The following is a 20,031-nucleotide window of genomic DNA, read 5'->3' as shown; positions in this document are numbered from 1 at the left end:
TAGTGTTTAATATTTTCTGTAAGGGACGACCTCACATCCGCTTAGCTCCCTGGTTTTCGTTGTTTTTTTTGTTTGCCTGCCCCGCCAGCCAAACAGTAGCTAAAACCCAGGAAGCAAAAACGATTCCTCATGTCTCCCCGGGCAATATTTATGCAACCCCGCTGGCCAAACCGGTGCATCAGGATAATAAGCTGTTTACCCGCTTAAGTAGCAAAGACACCGGTATTCAGTTTTCCAACCAACTTTCGGTAGAAAACCAACGCAACTTTAGTTTTAACGGTGCCGGGGTAGCCTCCGGTGATTTTGATGGTGATGGACTAACCGACCTGTACCTGGTGACGGAGGAAGGCCAGAGCATACTCTATCGCAACCTGGGCGGCTTTAACTTTGAGAATGTCACCGCCAAAGCGGGCCTTATTCAACAAGAGCAAGGGTTTGGCATTGGTGCCAGCTTTGCGGATATTGATAACGATCGCGATCTGGACTTGTTCTTAACTCAATGGCATAGACCTAACAAATTATACAGAAACAACGGCGACGGCACCTTTACCGATATTACAAATAAAGCTGGGGTGGGTTATAACGGCGGTTCAACTACCGCCACCTTTGCCGATTACGATCTAGACGGCGATCTGGACTTTTTTGTTGCCACCTATCGCCCGGCGGATCTCGCAGCCGAGATCGGTACGCCAAAACTGGAGATGAAAAACGGCAAAATTGTTATTCCCGACGATCTGACCAGCGCGATTGAGTTATTTGAAACCGAAAAAGGACTGAGCGTTCGCCAGTTAGGGGAGCCTGATTTACTTTACCGCAATAATGGTGATGGCACCTTTACGGAAGTGGCTAAGCAGGCGGGTATTTCCGGCGGGTACTGGGGCTTATCGGCATCGTTCAGCGATGTAGATAACGACGGCTGGCCGGATTTATATGTGACCAACGATTTTTGGTCTCCCGATACCTTTTATCATAACAATGGTGACGGCACCTTTACGTTAATCGATGCCCCCCTGGTGCAGCAAACCCCCATGTTTGCCATGGGAATGGACTTTGCCGATATCAACAACGACGGACTGGTAGATTATTTTGTGGGCGATATGCTGAGTCAGGATGCCACCTTGAGGCTGACTCAGCATGGCCTGATGGATACCACGTTGCCACCGGATGAATCAGCGGCGCAGGTAATGCACAATGGCCTGTATCTGAACAATGGTGATGGCTCCTTTAGCGAAATATCCTGGTTTGCCGGCGTTGCCGCAAGCGACTGGACCTGGTCAACCAAATTCGCCGATATCGACCTGGACGGTTACGTGGATCTGTTAATTAGCAACGGTATGATTGGTGATCTGATGGACAGTGATGTACTGGCCAATATCAATCTGCCGCAATTTAAAAATGCCCCGGCTTATTACGAGAATTACCCGAAGCTTGATACGCCGAATGTTGCTTTTCGTAACAACGGCGATCTCACCTTTAGCGACGTATCCACACTTTGGGGCATAGATAATAAGGGCATTGCCCATGGCGCTACACTGGCCGATCTGGATAATGATGGCGATTTAGACAAGGTGGATAACTTTCTTAATCAACCACTGGGGGTTTACCGCAATAACGCTGACAAAAACCGGATGCAGGTAGAATTGGTGGGCTATAGTTCTAACGCCTTTGGCATTGGCACTCGTGTAACAGTACTAACAGACGATGGCCTACAGCAAACCCGGATGATGACGACTTCCGGCGGTTACCTCTCGGGCCACGCACCGGTACTGACCTTCGGCCTGGGTGACGCTGAGACCATTAAACAAATAGAAGTTAACTGGCCTTCAGGGCATCACCAGACTTTCACCGACATTAACAACAAAGTATTAGTGGCTAATCAGCGCTTTGTGATTGCAGAGCCCGATACGGTAAGTATACCGGCACCGCCCCAACCTTTACGGGCACAAAACCCGCAGTTTGTTGAGGTTGGTTTACAGGCCGGGTTATCCCATCCTCATGTGGAAGCAAACTTTGATGATCACCAGTACGAAGGCTACGATGACTTTGAAGAACAGCCTTTATTACCACGCCGGCTCTCGGCAATTGGCCCCGGGGTATCCTGGACAGATATGGATGGCGATGGTGATGATGACCTCTATGTGGCAGGCGCCCATGGACAATACGGCGCAGTGTATCAAAACCTTGGTAATGAACGTTTCGAACTCATATTAAACCAGCTCAACCCTGCCGCACTGGAAGAACTGGCAACAGTGTGGCATGCCGATGGCACCCTTATTTCCAGTTTTAGTGGTTATGAAGTACCCAACGCGCCAATAGCGGCTATTTTTGGTGATAAAAACACCATACCTTTAAAAGCAGATGCTTCAGGTGGCGCGCTGGCATTAAATGACATAGATGGCGATGGCGATCTTGATGTTTTTATTGGCGGCAGAGCCATTGCTAATCAATGGCCTTTACCCGCTGACAGTTATATTTATCGTAACGATGGCGGCTCATACACCAACATTACCGCCGAGAAGGCACCGGGGCTACTCAAACTTGGCCTGGCAACCGGTGCCATGTGGCTGGATGTAGATAACGATGGCGACAGCGATTTGTTAATCGCGACCGAATACGGCCCGGTACGTTTGTTTTTAAATCAGAACGGGGCGTTTGACGATGCAACAAGAGCGGCCGGCCTGGCGCAGTGGCATGGCCTGTGGACAGGCATTACCGCAGGCGATTTTAATGAAGACGGCCACATGGACTTTGCCGCAGCAAACTGGGGAATGAACACACGCTACACAGCATCGGAACAGTATCCGGCAATGCTCTACGCAGGCAACATAGATGGCGACGGCGACCTTGATATTGTGGAAGCCGAATATGTAGAGGGCATTCTCAGACCCATGCGGGAGCGCGGTATGGTGGGCGCTGAAATGCCATATGTTTACGAGAAATTTGATACCTTTCGCGCTTACGCTGAGGCAAACCTTAGCGATATTTACGGTGATCGCCTGAACAGTAGCGACGTAATCACGCTTCAAGCCAATACGCTAAAACACGCCGTTTTTATTAATGATGGCAAAGGCAAATTTACCATGAACGCACTGCCTGGCTTGGTTCAGGCTACTACGGGCTATGGCATTACCGCGGCCGACTTTGATAACGATGGCCACGAAGATCTGTATGTTGCCGGTAACTTTAGCCATATGGATCACGAGTTCAGACAATTTGCCGGCGGAATAAGCTATTTGCTCAGGGGGAATGGCGACGGCACTTTCACCGAAGTTCCCTCAACCCAAAGCGGCTTATTTGTGCCTTATGACGGGCGTGGTGTAGCAGTGAGTGACTACAACAAAGACGGCTGGGTAGATATCGCCGTAGGCATCAATGATGAGCGCCCGATGCTGTTTAAGAATGGCGGGGTTGAAGGTAATTGTGCAATAACATTGCACCTGAAAGGCGCACAATCCAACCCTACCGCCATTGGCGCTCGTATTGACGTTGCCAGAAGCAACGGTAACAAAACAACCCGAGAAATACAGGCTGGCAGTGGCTACTTTTCCCAGGACAGTGCGATACATTTATTTGGCCTTGATAAAGCAGAGCAGGCAACCATTACAGTGACCTGGCCGGATGGTAAACAGCGCACAAAAACTGATGTTACATGCGGCAATGTCGAGCTAACGCAATAATAAGATTACGCATATCCGATAATTACTGAGTGACCCGAATTTAACTCAAATTAATAGCCTGGCTAACTTAGCTCTTGCCAGGCATCTTTTTCACAAAAGAAATAACTATTTTTAGTGGAAGCTACACGCTCATAACCAACCGCTGCCAGATACTCGCTTATACCAGCAAGCGCTTCACCGGTCAGCGCTTCGGCAATAACAAATATCGGCCGGTATTGCTGCCAGTCATTAGACTGTAGTACTGGAAGCTCAAAACCTTCTACATCCACGCTTAAAAAGGTCAGAGGCGTACCTTCTGGCAGATACTCTTTTAACACATCAACTAATGGTTTTACCATTATCTCATGCTCGCCAAGCTTTTGAGTGCGTGTTTCGGCATAGGCGACGCTCTGGGCATCAAATGTATTAAAGGCAGGCTCTTTAAAAACGGTATACGTTAGGGCACCCGTTTGATTTGCAATCCCCATTTCCAAATTAATATCATCCGGACGTTGCTCGTTAAACAATGCCATTACACCGGGTATAGGATCGATATTTATGCCGCGCCAGCCTTTTAAATAATAATGGTAGGTATTAGAAAAACGGGTTGGATGGTGCGCCCCCACATCTACATAGAAGCCATTTTGATGGTAGTACTTTTTAAGAAGACGCTTTAACAACGCATCCTCACCTTCCTGAGCGGTAAAGATGTCTGCATAGGCCGGAAGAAGCCGTTCTTTTACCCATGGGTATTCGTTTGTAAACTGCCGAGCGGTAACTGACTTCGCTTGCGAAGAATGCACGGGTAATACCGTATCCCTTTTATTTTTTCTTCCCGTAAGCAACGCACCAGGAGAAACACTTTCTTTATGCGGAATAAGAATGACATGCCGAAAGAAAACAGACGTGCACCAAAGGTAAGTATTGATAGGACCGGGACCGCTAAAGTCAATCTGGGTGAACCCTTGCTGACGCAAAAACGCAGCGGTATGCGATAGCCAATCGGAATTATCCAAAACAATGATGCCGCCTGGAGCTAATCGCTCGATTGCAACATGAGCACATTCCAACCTTCTGAAAATGTCACCATCAATGATGATAACCTCATACCGTGCGTCGTCTTCATTGACTACGCTGCAATAGTGTTCTGCGTCACGCAATTTTGTCGTTAAATTTGCGCGTTTATTTGCACTGGCGTATGCAAACCAATCGGGGTTTGATTCAATACTGATAACAGATGCTGCCCTGTCGGCAAAATAAAGGCTGGAGTTACCACTCCCCCACTCAAAAATGCGGCACTGCGATAAATCCAGCGAATCCAGGTAATGTATGGCGCTGTATGTCATCCATGGGATTGGCTGGCCACCGCGGTTTACACTTGTCCAGTTCTCAAAGGTATTATCAAAGCCATATTCGTCCTGCAACGCCTTATCCAATTGCCCTGTGTATTGCCTTTTAGGCTGATTTGGCGAATTTTTCTTGATCAGTTCGGATTGTTTAACGGAGAGCTCTTTGAAAGCGGCCCGCTGAAAAATCGACAGCGCATCATCAGTATCCAGCCACTTACCCAATAGCTGAATATAGTGATCTAAACTCTCTGCGCGACTTTCATATTGTATAGCAGGCGATAATTCAACTACCTCACTTTCTTCCCGCGTTTTAAAATGCAAGCCCGACGCAATCTCTGGTGCTAGTGGCATTACCGTAATCTCTTCACTTTCGAACAGCCAGCTGTCACAGACGGAATTCACCTGGTCGAAGCTGTTAAGCAGGTACTGAGCGCAATGATGATTCATAAGGCAGGCAACATTGCTAATTTCAGTCGACTGGTCAGTATGCAATGTCTCGCCGGATACCAAACCGACCGGCTTAAGCAAGATTACCGCTGGTTTATCATTGAAAGCAGGCTGCGTATCAGCGAGCATTCGGGATAATTTTTCCAGCCCATCCAACTCAAAATAAAGTTCACCCTCACTAATCAGCGACCAACCCTTGCTAACGGCTGCACTTTCCATGACAGCTTTGTAGGTAAGCCATCTGCTTGCCTCCGATAGCGTAATAATATTGTTTGGGCAATCACACTCCAATTGACCACAGCGAAAACAGCTTGTAAATGGCTTTACGCCACCCTTTATGTACAGGTCTTTAACCGGTGTGCTTTCAGGTGAATAGCGATCAACAAATTCGCAGTTAGCTATTCCTCTTTCCTTAAAATGTGACAGGGTGCGCTCTCGAAGTTTATGTTCATTAGGTAACGAAATTACGTAACCTTTATTAACTCTCGAATTAATCACAGCATTACCTTTAGAAGAGAAGCTTTAGATCCCCTATGTTTTTATCCAGAAATATTTTGGTGGGAGTATCGCTTAGTGTCACTTTTATTTTAATACTAAACGATTTAGAGTATGAGTAACAACATATTAGTAAGCATAGCAATTTGGCAACTCAAAAATTGCCTGTCGTTTCAATATTTTTTAGTTTGAAACTTTAACGAAGACTCATATCGTTACACAACAAAAATCAGAGCAAAATACATAAGGGAGCCACACTCAACACTTCTGGATCAACGTATCCTCTATCAGAATGGCATCCAATCCTGAACTCATTAGAACAGCCACAGCATCAGTTACACTATGAATTATTGGCTTCCCCATAATGTTAAAGCTCGTGTTTAACACTACAGGAACACCAGTCAAATCAAAAAAATGATCGACAACATCACTTAACCATGGATTATCAGTTTTGTTTATTGTCTGCAACCTACCTGTATTGTCTTTGTGCACAACTGCAGGAACTTTGTTTAACTGAGTGTAGTTCCACTTCAGTGCAAACGACATATATGGGGAGCATACTTCGTCTTCTAGCCATAGTGATACAAATTTTTCAGGAATTACTGGTGCGAAAGGCCGGTAACCTTCCCTGCCTTTTACCACCTCATTGATACGCTGCTTCATGTTTGCCGGTCTTGGGTCGGCTAATATTGAACGATTTCCCAGAGACCTCGGGCCAAATTCGGCCGCACCGCGCATAACCCCGATAATCTTTCCCAACTCCAGCATTTTTGCAATATGTGATGCAGAGTCAGTACTGAGTTCAACAGCGTTGTTGCCAAACTCACTCGCAACTTTTTGCAGTTCGGCCTTATTGGGCACCGAACCTAAAAATGGGCTTTTTTGCGCATATTTTATCGGTGGCAAATGGCCAGTATTCGATTGGCCAGCTTGTTGCCAGGCCAGTAATGCTGCACCGATTGCATTGCCATCGTCAGCAGGAGCCGAAGGTACATGCAGGTTTTCAAACGGTGTGAGCCGTTTTATCTGCCCATTAAAAGAAGAATTTAGTGCACATCCTCCCGTAAATATTAAATTCTTTTGCTTTTCCTGAACGTATATGTCGTTGAGAACTTCTGCGGCACAAATTGTGTAAACATGTTGTACTGTGGCAGCTAAATCTGCCATTTGCATGTAATTTCCAGGTTGACTATTTTTTAACGAGTTAAAGAATTGAATATCTTTCTTGAGTTGCGTTCTTTCATTCCATAGGATACGGCCCGATTCAATTTTAAATAACCGCTTTAAACGAGCAGACCAATCCTCATTGACATTCCCATATGCAGCAAGCCCCATAACCTTCCATTCTTCACCATATAAGGGGGTAAATCCACAAAGTTCCGTGGCCCATGTGTAGAAAGACCCTAAACTTCCAGGCCCCCATGAGCGCCACTTCCGAGTTATGAAACCCTCTTTCCAGTAATAAAGACTGGCAGCGCCTACTTCGCCTTCGCCATCTAGAACCAAACAGGATGCTTCATTGAATGGAGCTGAATATACTGCATTTATCGCATGGCATAAATGATGATCGAACCTTAATACTTCACCTGTAATTCGGCTGCCATACAGGAAACGAATGTTATCACCGGCTGATATTTGCAGATGTTTTTGTAACCCGGTCATCCACTGCAGCATCGAAGTGGATATAAACGGACTCTCCATATCTGTAGGTAAATCTGCCTTAATGCCTGACCAGCTAGTCGCAATTTGAAAACATGCTTGTGGATCTTTTTTTATAATGCCTTCGAGAACAGGCTGAATGAGCTGCAGTTGGTCTGGTTGAGCCCCCCAACCGCGCTTTATCTGCAATATGCGCTCGGTAGCCTCGGCAAAAATCACTCGCCCTGCGGGGCAGACAATAGCCAAAGCTGGATCGTGTCCGGTTGTCGACAAGCCTATAGAGTATAAGTTCACTGGCTATTTTTCATCTCAATAAGTGCTGCGGCTACTTCGCTTGCTGTTTTATATTTAAACATAGTTATTGGTTCAATTTCTTGTTTATACTCGTCTTCGAGCTTACCGCATAGCAACACTGCATTTAATGAGTCTACACCTACGGCTGCCAAGCGAGTATCAGGAAGTAATTGTTCCCTATTTGCTTTCGTTAACTCTGCTACCGAGTCTAATATAAAGTTAACAATATCTGATGATTGGGTATTCACTTTAGTTTACCTTTTTAACGACTAATTTTTTATATGCGCATGCAATGCTATTACCATTATCGATTTTTCTTTCTAATATCTGCGCTCGGTTTATCTTTTTAATAAGTTCAGGTAATGTTTTTTTTATCACGAGCCTGGATAGTGCAGCCCCAAGACAAAAGTGTAAACCATGCCCAAAATTGAGATTATGAATAGTATCCGAAATGTCTAATCTCGCCTTCCTTATTTCTATCAGTACTGTATGGCCGGCCAAAAACTCTACCCCATCAATACTCGAATCACGCTTCACCACTCTGTGAATAAATTTTGGCGCCACACCTATCTGTATGTACCTTTCAATATTGCCATCAATATCTGGCAAGTGATGGGTACTTCCGCCATAAAATTCAGCAACGATATTTGTAATTGTTTGCGCCAGAGGTGCCATGGCGGCATACAAGGTAGTCACCATTGCATATGCATCTTTGTTAGAAAATTCCTCTTCTTTAATCAGGTTATACAGTAACGGAGGAGAGGGAAAATTCTGTATCTCTATTGCATTTTCGGAATTATGCAACTGTGCTAATAAATCGCTCAAATCCTGATCCATCAGCTTTAGGTTACTAATTGATAACATTGGCTCAACAAGCCTTTGTAACGCCATCGCTTTATTGTCAAAAACCATTTCATCCTGCGGGAAAACTCCTAATAAAGGCCTCGCCAGCTCGGTAAAAACCGCGTTCCCAATACTGTTGACAACATCAAAGGGTTTGTCTTCAGGAAGCGCACCTACGACTTTTTCGATGGCTTGATAAATGAAAGGCTTCCATATTTTTAACGTATTATTGTTGATGTATTTTAAGTAAGTTTTCCTAACAAAGGTATGCTTCTCTCCCTCTAAAAAAAAAGGTGAGTAATCAACAAAAAGCTTTAAGTGTTCAAAACTTAAACTTGTCGCTTTTTCTAAACGCGAAATAAAATGATATAAATCGGGCACCTGAAAATTTTCATTATCCAAAATCTGTTTTGCCAGATTAAAATCGTTAACGAATACTATGCCTTCAGCATCTTCAAACTTAGACTTAGTATTCATAATCCCCTCGGATTTTCACTATTGATAAAGGGCAGACCAATCACTCTTTTTGTCATTTCCGACGATTCAAAACTGATCGCGCCATTAGCCAATTTTGCGTTATTGAGTTTTCCCGCTACAAAAGGCACGGCCACTTTAATAAATAATTGCGCCAATGATTTCCCTGGACAGTTATGGCTGCCAGCACCAAAGGTAAGCAAACGACTCTTGTTTTCGGACAAGTGCTCAATACTGCTAGTACTGATATTCATTGCGTTAGGAACCTGGTTAATTCTTTTCATATCGAGTGCTAAAACCTGATCTTCTAAGAAAGTCTGGCTACCAATTTGTGTTTGCCGGTTGCAGCATCTTATTAGAGACTCTGATGTACTAAATAATTGCGCTAATGTATCAAAGTGGCTATCGACCCAATCCGTATCTTGCCACTTAGTTTCGTTACCTTGTTCATACTTTAAAAATGACAGAAAAATATTATTAAAGGTATCAAATGCTGACCTCATCCCAGCGATCAATGAAAAGACTAGATAAGAGTATTGCTCTTGCGGCATTTCGGGAAAGACCCTTTTAAGTCGCGGAGCTAATAAATTCTTATTCCCTATTAACTCTAACTGAGTAGAAATATCCTCTATCAGGCTTTTAGTGTATTGCTGATGTTTAAGCAATTTACGCACAGAAACCAATGGTTCAATTAGTATTGCTATGGTATCAACTGCGCCATGAAGCACTTCGCTTGAACTTACTTTAATTCCCCACACACGTTCAACGATAAGTGTATACAAGGGATTAGTAACGTGAGAGACGAAATCCATTTCGCCGCTATCCGGTATCTGAGCAAAAATTGTCTCCAAGCACTCCTGAATTGTGACTTTGTACAAAGATACTGATTGAGAATTAAGTACTTTGGGCATTTTCTTTTTTATTGAGATGTGAGCAGCGCCATCCATAAAAAGCAGTAAATTATCTGAAAATTGGATCAAGAAAGATAAGTCTTGTTCAATTTTTGAGTTGAGTTTACGCAAATACTTACTCACAGGACGGGTTGAAAACTGCCTCGATATTAAAATTTTATGGGCTATATCTGTGTCACTAACACTCTCAAACTTTTCCTGCATTACAGTCTCATTTCACCTATGAAATTAAATCTAATCTGACAATTAGAGGAATTTGTGTATCTTTACCAACGCTGGATTTTACCGCTCGTTGTCCTTGTTAACCCTCCCCTGGGTAAAATATCCACGTTGGTCAGGCACAATCCAAAAGCTTCGTTGAGCTTGCTCTTTAATTCATTAGCCATTTTACGGCTGTGGCTAAAAGTAACCTTTTTGTGAAGTTCGATTCTAAAATTTTGTTGCATCCCATCTATATTAATGAACACACAGGCTTTTGCATTTAACTCTGGGAAAAACTCTTCCGAGCGCATTCCTAAGTCTATGGTGTAAATTCCAACCCCGCGAACTTTGACAAGATCTTTTTTTCGACCGCTAACGGTTAGCCAGCAACCATCAATAATTCCCAGGTCTCCAGTCCTGAACCATTGTTGATTATCAAATCTAAACGTATTCATTTCGTTTGACACATAACCCTTTGTGATATTTTCACCTGTCAAACAAATCTCACCTTCACAACCATCATCTACAGGTATATTAGATTGACCAAATATGGCAATTTTAGGCTTGAGAGGCTCTCCCAGATAGCATGCAGCTAAAGCTTTGTATTTTGATAGTCTTCTATCCAGCAATTCATAAGGCACCGGCTCTCCACCCGCCAGAACTGTTGCTTCTGCCATGCCATAACAGGCAAACAAACTACCTCGCTTAAAACCAAGTGGTTCGGCTGCGTTTTCAAATTCCTCTATTGTGTTTATCGGGACGTAGTCTGCACCACAAAACGCAACATCCCATGAACTCAAATCGATATCTGTTAATTTTTGTAATCCTGGATCATTTACCACAAGAGAGAATGCGAATGCAGGTCCACCCGAAACATTTACTTGGCGTAAGCTGATTAACTCCAACCACTTAGCAGGTCGTCTGATAAAATCAAAAGGTGTCATGAGATCAATACTCATGCCAAGCGACAAGGAATGCAGTATTGAAAATAACCCCATATCATGATAATTTGGCAGCCAAATCAACATCTTACGACCTTCACGCATACGCCAGGGAACACTAATATCTTGTTGATTAGCCAGAATATTATTGGTTGAAATTTTGGCTCCCTTCGGCTGACTAGTGGAGCCTGATGAGTATTGAATAACAGCAATATCATCCTTATAGGTTTTAAAGGCTTCGACCATCTCCACGCCACCAGACAGTGCTTCATAAGAAATAGCAGCAAAATCTTTACAATATTCCAGAGAAGTTAGTAGGCCAATGTATTTATCAGACGTAAGTATTTTATCGCTCTTGCAGTCTGATAAGACTGCTTGTAACCTTCGCGATGAATTATCTGTTTTTTTGGGAACAGGCATAGGAACCACTGTCACTCCAGCATAAATACAGCCTATCAGCGCTACTGTAAATTCAATTCCAGCATCCATCACTACGAGAACAGTCCTACCTGAAAGTTGATGCTGAATTAACGAATTTGCGAAAATCCTAGCTTTGCAATCAACCTGACTGCCGGTTAGCTCAATAAACTGATTTGATTTGGCGTCAGCTAACTGGGCAAGAGTCACTTTGTTAGAACGACTCAACAAGGTACTAGATAAAGCGCTAGCATACTTCATTTTTAATCCTTAATTCCCGCTGTTTTTCCGATTGCAACTAACCCAGAGTCTCGTTTATCCGTAGCTGTTTTCTAGCTTCACGTTCCAGAATGGATTTTGTGATATGGTCCTGTTCTATATTATTTAACCCGATGTCCCCCCTTATTCTGGCTTTCATATGCTCATCATATTGGTCGAGAAAAGCACTTTTCCACACCTCTATACAATCAAATTTCCTGGTGTCAGGCATCGATTTAATCGTATAGCGATATTTACCTTCAGAAAAGTCAGCATCGATGAGAAAACTAGTTATCTGTAGCGTCCATATCATTTGTGCAAAAAAGAAATTATAAGAGAATGCCCGATTAGCACTACCACCCTCGCTTTTATCTGCTTGGCTAAATATTTGCTGATCTAAATTAACCAGCACGACCCCCTGTTTTTTCATCACATTTAAAAACTTTTGCCAGGATAAAATATTTAATTTATTCATAAATTTAGGCCCAATATATATTGGATTAAACACTGCCTCATTAACCAGATCTGCTCCTACCGGCGTTTTCACATAATGCAAATCTTTAAATACATCGTAAAGAGGGTACAACCCCCCTGGAAATACCAGATGGGTGGTAACGAGCACGACAGGCCCATGCTCCTGATTGAGGGTATTTTGTATCTCAACTAATCCATCGGTATATTTTTCTCTTAAATATCTGATAGCATCTATTGAGTTCAAACTTGTCACAACCGATCGGCTGAGGTTAAGCATCCATTTATTATCTTGATACCAATTAACCAAACAACCAGTATAACTTTGCAAGCGCCTCGCACAAAACCATAAGCTGGTTAAAATACACGATTCATCATTAAATTTAACTGCCTGCTCTTTAGACAATATATCGAAAAAACTGTTACCGCTTAGTTGGTTTACTCGGCTTGGCTTTAGATCTGGCGTTACATCAGCCAGCTTTCTATATAAATCAGGGTGCTCTGTTAGCAAATAATGAAAATGATTGTTGAAAACTTTTGATGGCTCATCTATCGCCATGTAGTCTAAACAGCTATTCACCTCTGCCTTGAATCCTAAAGCATCCATTAACCAGGGTATTTGCGAGAACGAAAAGTCAATTCCTTGGCTTTTTTTCATTATTCTAAAAACATGCATTGCTTGTTGTTGCTGTTCCCGAATAATCAATCGGGTAGCAAGCCGGACTAAAAAGTTGTATCGGACTAGCTTAGCTTTGTGAATGTTTTGAGTAATAAATGCGTAAGCCTCATCTAACAGATCAAGCTCAACAAGAAATTGGAAATACACATTCAACAAAGAGTTGAATGTAGGCTGTGCGATTAATACAGACTCTGCAAGAGCGCGTGCTCTAGCAAAATACAACGTAGATATGAGGCCTTTTACCACTTCTATCACCATTTTTTCGCTGGCTTTAAATGGTGATTGCTCAAATGCCAACATAGCTTCATCGCGCCTGTCTAATAAAAAAAGAAGTTTGACTTTACTAGACCAATAAAACACTGTTTTATCGCCTAATTTATCCAAAACATCCAAAGCTTCTTCGAAGTCGAAATTGGTTATGGCACGAGTAATCTCAGATTGAGAAATAGCATACTTTGCTGACATGATTTTATTGAAAACGCTTTATCGTTATGGATTGGAAAGGTTGAAGCCAAATGACATTAGAAACTGTTTACCGACATTACAACTACAACGTAATACACCGAACTCCTGAATAACAGCTGTTTTTGATTAACGGGCAAGAATAAAGACCAATGACCCAATATGAAAAAAATCGGGAACTCAATAATAACCTTACCATGACAATTGTTTACTACTAACCTCCATTCTCTTACTGCTTTTAAATAGTAGTAAATCTATCGTATGTCAAAATCAACATTGCACTTTCTGTTTTATGAACCCTAAAACTCGAAATTATTCGACAAACAACAAAAGCCGAGAAGTGACGACTGCAAATCAAGCTCTCAGTAAAGAGGATTTAAAACACCGCCGGATGTTAGATTTGCCAATTAGTTTTCTACTAAAGCGTTGCTTTCTTGTAAAAAAACAACCATCCACTCATCGCAAATTTTGTTATAGTTAAAACGTTCCCGCACCACCTGTGGCCCATTTTTACCACACTGCTCGGCATATTGTGGATTTTTAAGCATAAAAATCAGGTTTGTCGCAAGCTCAGCTTCACCGTCACCCAGCAATCCCGTAACGCCATCATCCACTACATCAAGAATACCTTCTCTTGCAGCGGAAACGACCGCCGTGCCACTTGCCAAAAACTCAATTGCAGAACCTGGGCAATTTTCACCACGCCCGGTAGGGTTGACTACCCCGCATATTGCCTGTTTAAGAAGTGGAATCTTTTCTACCCCCATTATCCCCTTAAACACGACTGAGGGAAGTAGCTTCCCTGATTCATCAATCAAATAGGGGATAATCTGCTCACGCTCAAATTTTTCGCTGGCGATACCCCATGGGCCAAGCTCAACATTGCGGTTATACAACTGGCCAGAACCAACAACACATAACCTGGCCATTGGGCACGCCTTAAGCACTGTTGGCCATACTTTAGCTAACATCCCAAAGCCCTTAACTGGCACTAATGACCCCGTGTACACCACAAGGTTTGGATCTTTTTTTGCTTCGCCGATGAATGCCTGATCATAAAAGCCATTGTGAATAGGGGTGAGATTGGAGTTTATTGATGGGTGGGACATCCGCCTAGCCTGCCAATTCCCCACGGGTATTATCCGACAGACGTTTTTTGCTTTTGCCAACTTGTCTAAAACGTCAAAGTGAGGAGTGTTATGTGCCCATATAATAAATTTCAAGGGGTAATTTTGAATATGTTCTATAAGAGATGCAGTATCCTCTCTTACTGTTGGCCGCCAAACACAAAGTTCAACACCTTCTAAGACGGCACATTCGACCGCATCTATACAAGAATTCACTTGGATTACACTTAACGATGATGGTAAAAGCGCTGTGGACTGAGCAAAAACAATTATCTGAAGATGATTAAACCGCCTGCCCAGCTCATAAGCTAAAGTTACAAAATTGTATTCGGTTCCCCCTACACCAGGGTTACCAAGGATGGGATGAGTTAAGTCAACTTCTTGAATATTGATATTCTCTAAATAGAAACCAATTTTCATAAATTTAACCAGGCAGTTTGTTGCATTAATGGAGGCTCGTTATATTTAAGTTTCGATTATCTATGCATTAAGCCATTGCTCTAACACAGAAGCGTATTGCGCTGCAGACTCAACACGTTTAACGTGTTTACTCATGCGCTCTGTATCTTCAGCATCAATGCCCTTTGGATGAATCCGAGAAACAAATCGGGCATTGTCTTTGTTAAACGAGAGATCCGTAGCCAGTAGTGGCTCGATAGTGTGTACGTCGATATCTTCCCGAATGGGTGTCCAACGATGAACATAAGCGTCGGAGGTGGAGGCTATATTAGTAAACTTATCTACCAGTAAGGTAGCCATTGCCGGATTTACAATATAAGCCACATTGCTCATTACCAATCGTTTGGTGATTTTAATATCTTCAATCTCTTCGAGATTCGTAGAGCAATCCAAGCCCGAGTAGGCCATTCTTATCAATAGGGGTTTAGCGGTGTTAAGCTCTATTTTATTGAGTGCCACGGAGAGCCATTTCATTGCACCAGGATAAAACAGTACATCGTCTTCGCATATAAGGGTAAGCCCATCCACAATTGCGGCTTTTACCCAGGCTTTCTTAAACGCCAGCCAGTTAGCGACTTGTTGGCGAATAAGTATATTATTGGCGCAATTACAGCTTTCCTGATCACAGCGAAAGCAGTTAGGAAAAGATTTAACCCTGCCAGAGAGATAGTACTGTTTAACCATTTCGCTGGTATGCACAACTCCATCAACAAAATCAAAGTCATTAATACCTATTTCTTTAAAATGGGTTTGTACATGTACTCTTCGCGCCGTGTCTTCGGGTAACGACACAACCAACACTTGCTCTACTCTTTTGTCTAGCATAAAAAGTTAACTAACCTTATTGTCGTAACGTTTACATTATGCGCTTTATACATTTGCGAAGTTCATATTCTTTACGTAATCATACACGTTGTATTCAAGCGAATTGTTACGCTTAAAGGCGTCGACCACATCTTGTGATAAACTCAGATCACTTCGTTCAGTCGCGTTTATTGTTGGTACTTCCAGTGGAGCAGGCTTATTGAGTAATTGTGCAATATTGCTCAGGCTTTCCGGTAGCCTCTCTGTAATACCAATATAAATAAAATACGCCTGAACAACATCCCGGTAGTTATCTGGTGTTACTTCAACTGGAAAGTGATTCAACATATTCAGTTTAGTTGTTGCAATATGAGCACTAACCTCCTGTTGTGAAAGCCTTGTTTTATCCTTCCAGGTTAAAGCGGACTTTCTCACATAAAAATAATGCGACAAGGCCATCTGCAGTGGATCTCTTAAAATCGTGACAAACTGGCGGGCCTGAGGGTAATAATCCTGAATGCCAAATCCTCTCAACCGGTTAAAATGGCCATATATCACGGCTTCTTCATGTTGGGCCAGCACATCAAAATCTCTTTGAGGCGGCATTCCCCCTTCCACTTCATTGTAGTAATGAGGGTAAAAATTAGACCCAAACCAACTATTTACAATGCGTTTAACCGTTTGTCCGGCCGTTTTTGGCACATGTATAAAAATCAGGGGATCTTTGGGGTTATATCTTTTCATTGGGATTATCGGGGCATATTTTAGAGAATGATGCCCTCATCCTCAAACGATGAGGGTATCAATTAAAAACAGTATTATTCCTTAGCGACCGCTACAGAATAACCATGTTTCTTGAGCAGGGCGTGTTGCTTGGCTTTTTGCAGGTCGCCTTCCACCATTTCTGCACACATTTCTTCTACCGTGATTTCTGGTACCCAGCCCAATTTCTCTTTAGCTTTTGCAGGATCGCCCAGCAGGGTTTCTACTTCTGCAGGGCGGAAGTAACGCGGGTCCACTTTAACAATCACATCACCAACGCTTACACCCGGTGCATTATCACCGTCGATTGCAGCTACGGTAACAATCTCATCAACGCCTTCACCACTAAATTCAACAGTGATACCCGCTTCTTTGCAGCTCAAACGTACAAACTCACGTACAGAAATTTGTTTGCCGGTTGCTATGACGAAATCTTCAGCGTGATCCTGCTGCAGCATCATCCATTGCATGCGTACGTAATCTTTTGCATGGCCCCAGTCTCGCAGTGCATCCATGTTGCCCAAATACAAGCACTTCTCAAGCCCTTGGGCAATATTGGCAATACCACGGGTGATTTTACGGGTTACAAACGTTTCGCCACGGCGTGGGGATTCGTGGTTGAACAGGATACCGTTACACGCGTACATGCCATAAGATTCTCGGTAGTTTACCGTGATCCAGTACGCATACATCTTAGCTACAGCATAGGGCGAACGCGGGTAGAATGGCGTAGTTTCTTTTTGTGGAATTTCCTGTACTAAGCCATAGAGCTCAGAGGTGGATGCCTGATAAAATTTAGTCTTCTTTTCTAATCCTAAAAACCGAATCGCTTCAAGTAAGCGCAATGTACCCATAGCATCCACATCAGCCGTGTATTCAGGGGATTCGAAACTTACTGCAACATGAGACTGAGCGCCAAGGTTATAGACTTCATCAGGCTGCACTTCAGAAATGATTCTAGTTAAGTTAGAACTATCCGTTAAATCGCCATAATGAAGATGGAATTTTGGATTTTCGTTGTGCGGATCTTCATAAATGTGATCAACACGTTCAGTGTTGAATAACGATGCACGACGCTTTATACCGTGCACTTCGTATCCTTTCTCTAGTAAAAACTCGGCTAAATAAGAGCCGTCCTGGCCGGTTACACCGGTGATAAGTGCTTTTTTCATATTTATTTACTATATAGCCTATTAAATAAGGTAGGTGAAACTAATGTGACTTCATTATAAAAATAATCTAAATCATCAGAAGTAAATTCATTCTTCCAATCGCCACTTATTCCTTTTCTAAAAGAAACCGATGAGCGTGAAGCACTTTTATCTCGAATAAGGCCTTGCTCCGACTTCTCCATAGTAACGTCGATCATATTGCTATTCGGTTCTACACCTATGTGATTAGATATTCTTGATAAACTCTCTCGAAAATTACCTTTAATATCATCAAAACTCAATGGAAGAGTTTCCTTGCGCTCTAACCAATTGGAAACATGATGAGCCCAATACCCTACCTTACTTAATTCTCCCTCATAAGAATAGCTATCCGTTGTATTAACTCCTCTGAGAAATTCAGAAAAACTTTGACGTTTAACCTCTTCCGAAAACTGTCTTTGATAATGATATAAGGAGGTCATTACATCTCTCCCATCACGGTAAACGTAAATAATTTTTGAGCTATCAAAGAGACGACTGATAAAGCCATCAGCAGCTTTAATCGAACGACCAAAATACGCCTGAATATTCACATTGGCGTGAACCTTATACACACAATTTTTATCATTAAATCTTAAAGCTAGATGACGCAATTTTGAAAAGTCACCTTTCGATTTTCTTTCAGTGTAATTATCTAGCGTTAAATCTGCCACTTTCCCAACATCTGAAAAAGCCTCAAAGTTGTTTCTAATTGCATCTATTGTTAAATGTGTACCGGATCTTCGATGAGACACAACCAAAACATTTTTCATTTAACTCTCCTAATTAAAAATATAAGATTCCCATCGATTTTTGAATTCATCATCACTAAACCTTTCGTTACCTCTGGTTTTAACTCCAGCCAAGGCATCCATAACGGAACCTATATCTATCGCTATTCCACCTTGCCTCTTAATCTCACCACAATAAATTTTACCCAATAAACCTGCGCCAACTAAATAAACGGCCCCCATATACGGCACTTCAATTTGACTCATTATATTATCAAATTGAACAGGAAAGTGAGATGGAATATCTCCTAAACTACCTATTGTCTTGGCTTCACCTGGTGTTTTGTGATGCACCACTTTTGCAATATCAAGGTTTGTTCGAATTTTGTCTTTTAAGTTATCATGACAGCAAACGAGTCCGAGGAAGTTTTGACCTTGTAAAATTGAAAATAGTTTTCTAATGGATACAGGATTATGAATCACAACAGCTGTACTAACGCTTAAGTTTCTTCTTTGGTATTCATTTTTCACAAAATTAACCGTTGCTAACTGCCCAGCCAGAACCCGATCTGAAACAAACGATCTTGACCTATTTAAATTTTTTTCGAAATTCGCACAGTACCCAAGAATGTCTGCAGTTCTCAATGAACATAAAAAGTTATCTTTAATTCTCTCTATAAATAAATCAAAGAGAGAAAATTCTTCTCCAAACATTATTTGCAATATACGAATATAATAGTCATCTACAAATAAATTCTCTGAATATTGAAAGCGCGCAATTAGATTACCCTCGCCATCCCCAAGCCTAATAAATGAAAATGGTCGCTTCTCTAAAATTGCACCCGCAATTTTATCAATAACACCGTCAGGATTTAAAAAATCCAAATCCTCTTTATGATAATTAAACTTTCTTAATAATGAAACTTCGGATTCCCTGTAAAATATCAGACCATCAAGCGCTCGCCTCTTCTTGAAATCAGGAGAACAACGATTTGATTTTTCGATATATGTTCCAGCTTTTTCGAATTGCAAATTATCAATATAAGCAAGACCTAAAATGTAATTAAATCTATTTAACTCATTAGGCCGCTTAACCGCTCTACTTTCAGCTATTTTAAGACATTTTTTAATAGCTAAAATTTTTCCTAGCCTCATACCTTTATAACTACAATATTCAGCTAATAACATCCAAAACGAGACATTTTCTGGATCTAAAGATATCAAAACCCTAGTACAATTCAAATACAAGCTAGAATCGGACTTCAGAATTAACTTTAAATTTTCAACAATTTCAGAAAAACCACTGAAAAAATCGACTTCACATTTTAGAGCTAGTTGGTTTAAATGTTCATTATTGTTAACAACTTCGATGGAATTCTCTAAGTTTTTCAAGTCTCGCTC

General features: G+C 42.1%; 14 protein-coding genes. 1 reads left to right on the top strand and 13 read right to left on the bottom strand.

Translation table 11 applies throughout. The features are described 5' to 3' along the window. Positions 1-2: 2 nt before the first annotated feature. The gene (locus AC2T0J_RS11540; RefSeq protein ID WP_489810256.1) at positions 3-3,677 is read left to right on the top strand and encodes a CRTAC1 family protein; all 3,675 of its coding nucleotides are present in this window, start codon (positions 3-5) and stop codon (positions 3,675-3,677) included. Positions 3,678-3,739: 62 nt separating this feature from the next. Here the strand turns inward: AC2T0J_RS11540 and AC2T0J_RS11535 are convergent, their stop codons facing one another. The 13 genes from AC2T0J_RS11535 to AC2T0J_RS11475 form a co-directional block, all read right to left on the bottom strand. Further along, a complete protein-coding gene (locus tag AC2T0J_RS11535; RefSeq protein ID WP_489810255.1) occupies positions 3,740-5,671 on the bottom strand; it encodes an FkbM family methyltransferase in 1,932 nt (643 codons plus the stop codon). A 534-nt stretch (positions 5,672-6,205) separates the two neighbouring features. Next, on the bottom strand, positions 6,206-7,900 hold the full coding sequence (locus AC2T0J_RS11530; protein ID WP_489810254.1) for a carbamoyltransferase family protein: 1,695 nt from the start codon (positions 7,898-7,900) through the stop codon (positions 6,206-6,208). Next, positions 7,897-8,148: an acyl carrier protein gene (locus AC2T0J_RS11525; protein WP_489810253.1), complete on the bottom strand. Its 252-nt coding sequence runs from the start codon at positions 8,146-8,148 to the stop codon at positions 7,897-7,899. The genes AC2T0J_RS11530 and AC2T0J_RS11525 overlap by 4 nt, the downstream gene beginning before the upstream one ends. A 1-nt stretch (position 8,149) precedes the next feature. Then, entirely contained in the window at positions 8,150-9,220 is a 1,071-nt protein-coding gene (locus tag AC2T0J_RS11520; RefSeq protein ID WP_489810252.1) for a cytochrome P450 family protein, read from the bottom strand. Then, positions 9,217-10,332: a cytochrome P450 family protein gene (locus AC2T0J_RS11515; RefSeq protein WP_489810251.1), complete on the bottom strand. Its 1,116-nt coding sequence runs from the start codon at positions 10,330-10,332 to the stop codon at positions 9,217-9,219. Before AC2T0J_RS11515 ends, AC2T0J_RS11520 begins: the two co-directional genes overlap by 4 nt. A gap of 62 nt (positions 10,333-10,394) precedes the next feature. Next, entirely contained in the window at positions 10,395-11,948 is a 1,554-nt protein-coding gene (locus tag AC2T0J_RS11510; protein WP_489810250.1) for an AMP-binding protein, read from the bottom strand. A 37-nt stretch (positions 11,949-11,985) separates the two neighbouring features. After that, positions 11,986-13,560, bottom strand: a complete 1,575-nt coding sequence (locus tag AC2T0J_RS11505) for a hypothetical protein (RefSeq protein WP_489810249.1) — start codon at positions 13,558-13,560, stop codon at positions 11,986-11,988. Positions 13,561-13,964: 404 nt separating this feature from the next. Continuing rightward, a complete protein-coding gene (locus AC2T0J_RS11500; RefSeq protein ID WP_489810248.1) occupies positions 13,965-15,104 on the bottom strand; it encodes a glycosyltransferase family 4 protein in 1,140 nt (379 codons plus the stop codon). Between the two features lie 60 nt (positions 15,105-15,164). After that, positions 15,165-15,968: a glycosyltransferase family 25 protein gene (locus tag AC2T0J_RS11495; RefSeq protein ID WP_489810247.1), complete on the bottom strand. Its 804-nt coding sequence runs from the start codon at positions 15,966-15,968 to the stop codon at positions 15,165-15,167. A 45-nt stretch (positions 15,969-16,013) separates the two neighbouring features. Continuing rightward, complete coding sequence (locus AC2T0J_RS11490) at positions 16,014-16,691, bottom strand: sulfotransferase family 2 domain-containing protein (RefSeq protein ID WP_489810246.1); 678 nt, start codon at positions 16,689-16,691, stop codon at positions 16,014-16,016. 74 nt (positions 16,692-16,765) lie between these two features. Continuing rightward, positions 16,766-17,881 carry a GDP-mannose 4,6-dehydratase gene (gene gmd / locus AC2T0J_RS11485; protein WP_489810245.1) on the bottom strand — a complete coding sequence of 372 codons (1,116 nt, stop codon included), beginning with the start codon at positions 17,879-17,881 and terminating at the stop codon, positions 16,766-16,768. Between the two features lie 2 nt (positions 17,882-17,883). After that, positions 17,884-18,672 (bottom strand): sulfotransferase domain-containing protein, encoded by a 789-nt coding sequence (locus tag AC2T0J_RS11480; protein WP_489810244.1) that lies wholly within the window; start codon positions 18,670-18,672, stop codon positions 17,884-17,886. Positions 18,673-18,681: 9 nt separating this feature from the next. After that, the gene (locus AC2T0J_RS11475; protein WP_489810243.1) at positions 18,682-20,022 is read right to left on the bottom strand and encodes a GT-D fold domain-containing protein; all 1,341 of its coding nucleotides are present in this window, start codon (positions 20,020-20,022) and stop codon (positions 18,682-18,684) included. Positions 20,023-20,031: the final 9 nt, after the last annotated feature.

It is taken from the genome of Alteromonas sp. ISO5 (assembly GCF_058105165.1).
Note: the sequence above shows the minus strand (reverse complement) of the source record. Positions and strands in the feature narration are given on the sequence as shown.

Bases quoted from the DNA above. Each gene is read 5' to 3' on its own strand.
- AC2T0J_RS11490 (WP_489810246.1), bottom strand. From the start codon at position 16,691: ATGAAAAGATATAACCCCAAAGATCCCCTGATTTTTATACATGTGCCA.
- AC2T0J_RS11495 (WP_489810247.1), bottom strand. From the start codon at position 15,968: ATGCTAGACAAAAGAGTAGAGCAAGTGTTGGTTGTGTCGTTACCCGAA.
- AC2T0J_RS11520 (WP_489810252.1), bottom strand. From the start codon at position 9,220: ATGAATACTAAGTCTAAGTTTGAAGATGCTGAAGGCATAGTATTCGTT.
- AC2T0J_RS11535 (WP_489810255.1), bottom strand. From the start codon at position 5,671: ATGGAAAGTGCAGCCGTTAGCAAGGGTTGGTCGCTGATTAGTGAGGGT.
- AC2T0J_RS11500 (WP_489810248.1), bottom strand. From the start codon at position 15,104: ATGAAAATTGGTTTCTATTTAGAGAATATCAATATTCAAGAAGTTGAC.
- AC2T0J_RS11505 (WP_489810249.1), bottom strand. From the start codon at position 13,560: ATGTCAGCAAAGTATGCTATTTCTCAATCTGAGATTACTCGTGCCATA.
- AC2T0J_RS11510 (WP_489810250.1), bottom strand. From the start codon at position 11,948: ATGAAGTATGCTAGCGCTTTATCTAGTACCTTGTTGAGTCGTTCTAAC.
- AC2T0J_RS11515 (WP_489810251.1), bottom strand. From the start codon at position 10,332: ATGCAGGAAAAGTTTGAGAGTGTTAGTGACACAGATATAGCCCATAAA.
- AC2T0J_RS11480 (WP_489810244.1), bottom strand. From the start codon at position 18,672: ATGAAAAATGTTTTGGTTGTGTCTCATCGAAGATCCGGTACACATTTA.
- gmd (WP_489810245.1), bottom strand. From the start codon at position 17,881: ATGAAAAAAGCACTTATCACCGGTGTAACCGGCCAGGACGGCTCTTAT.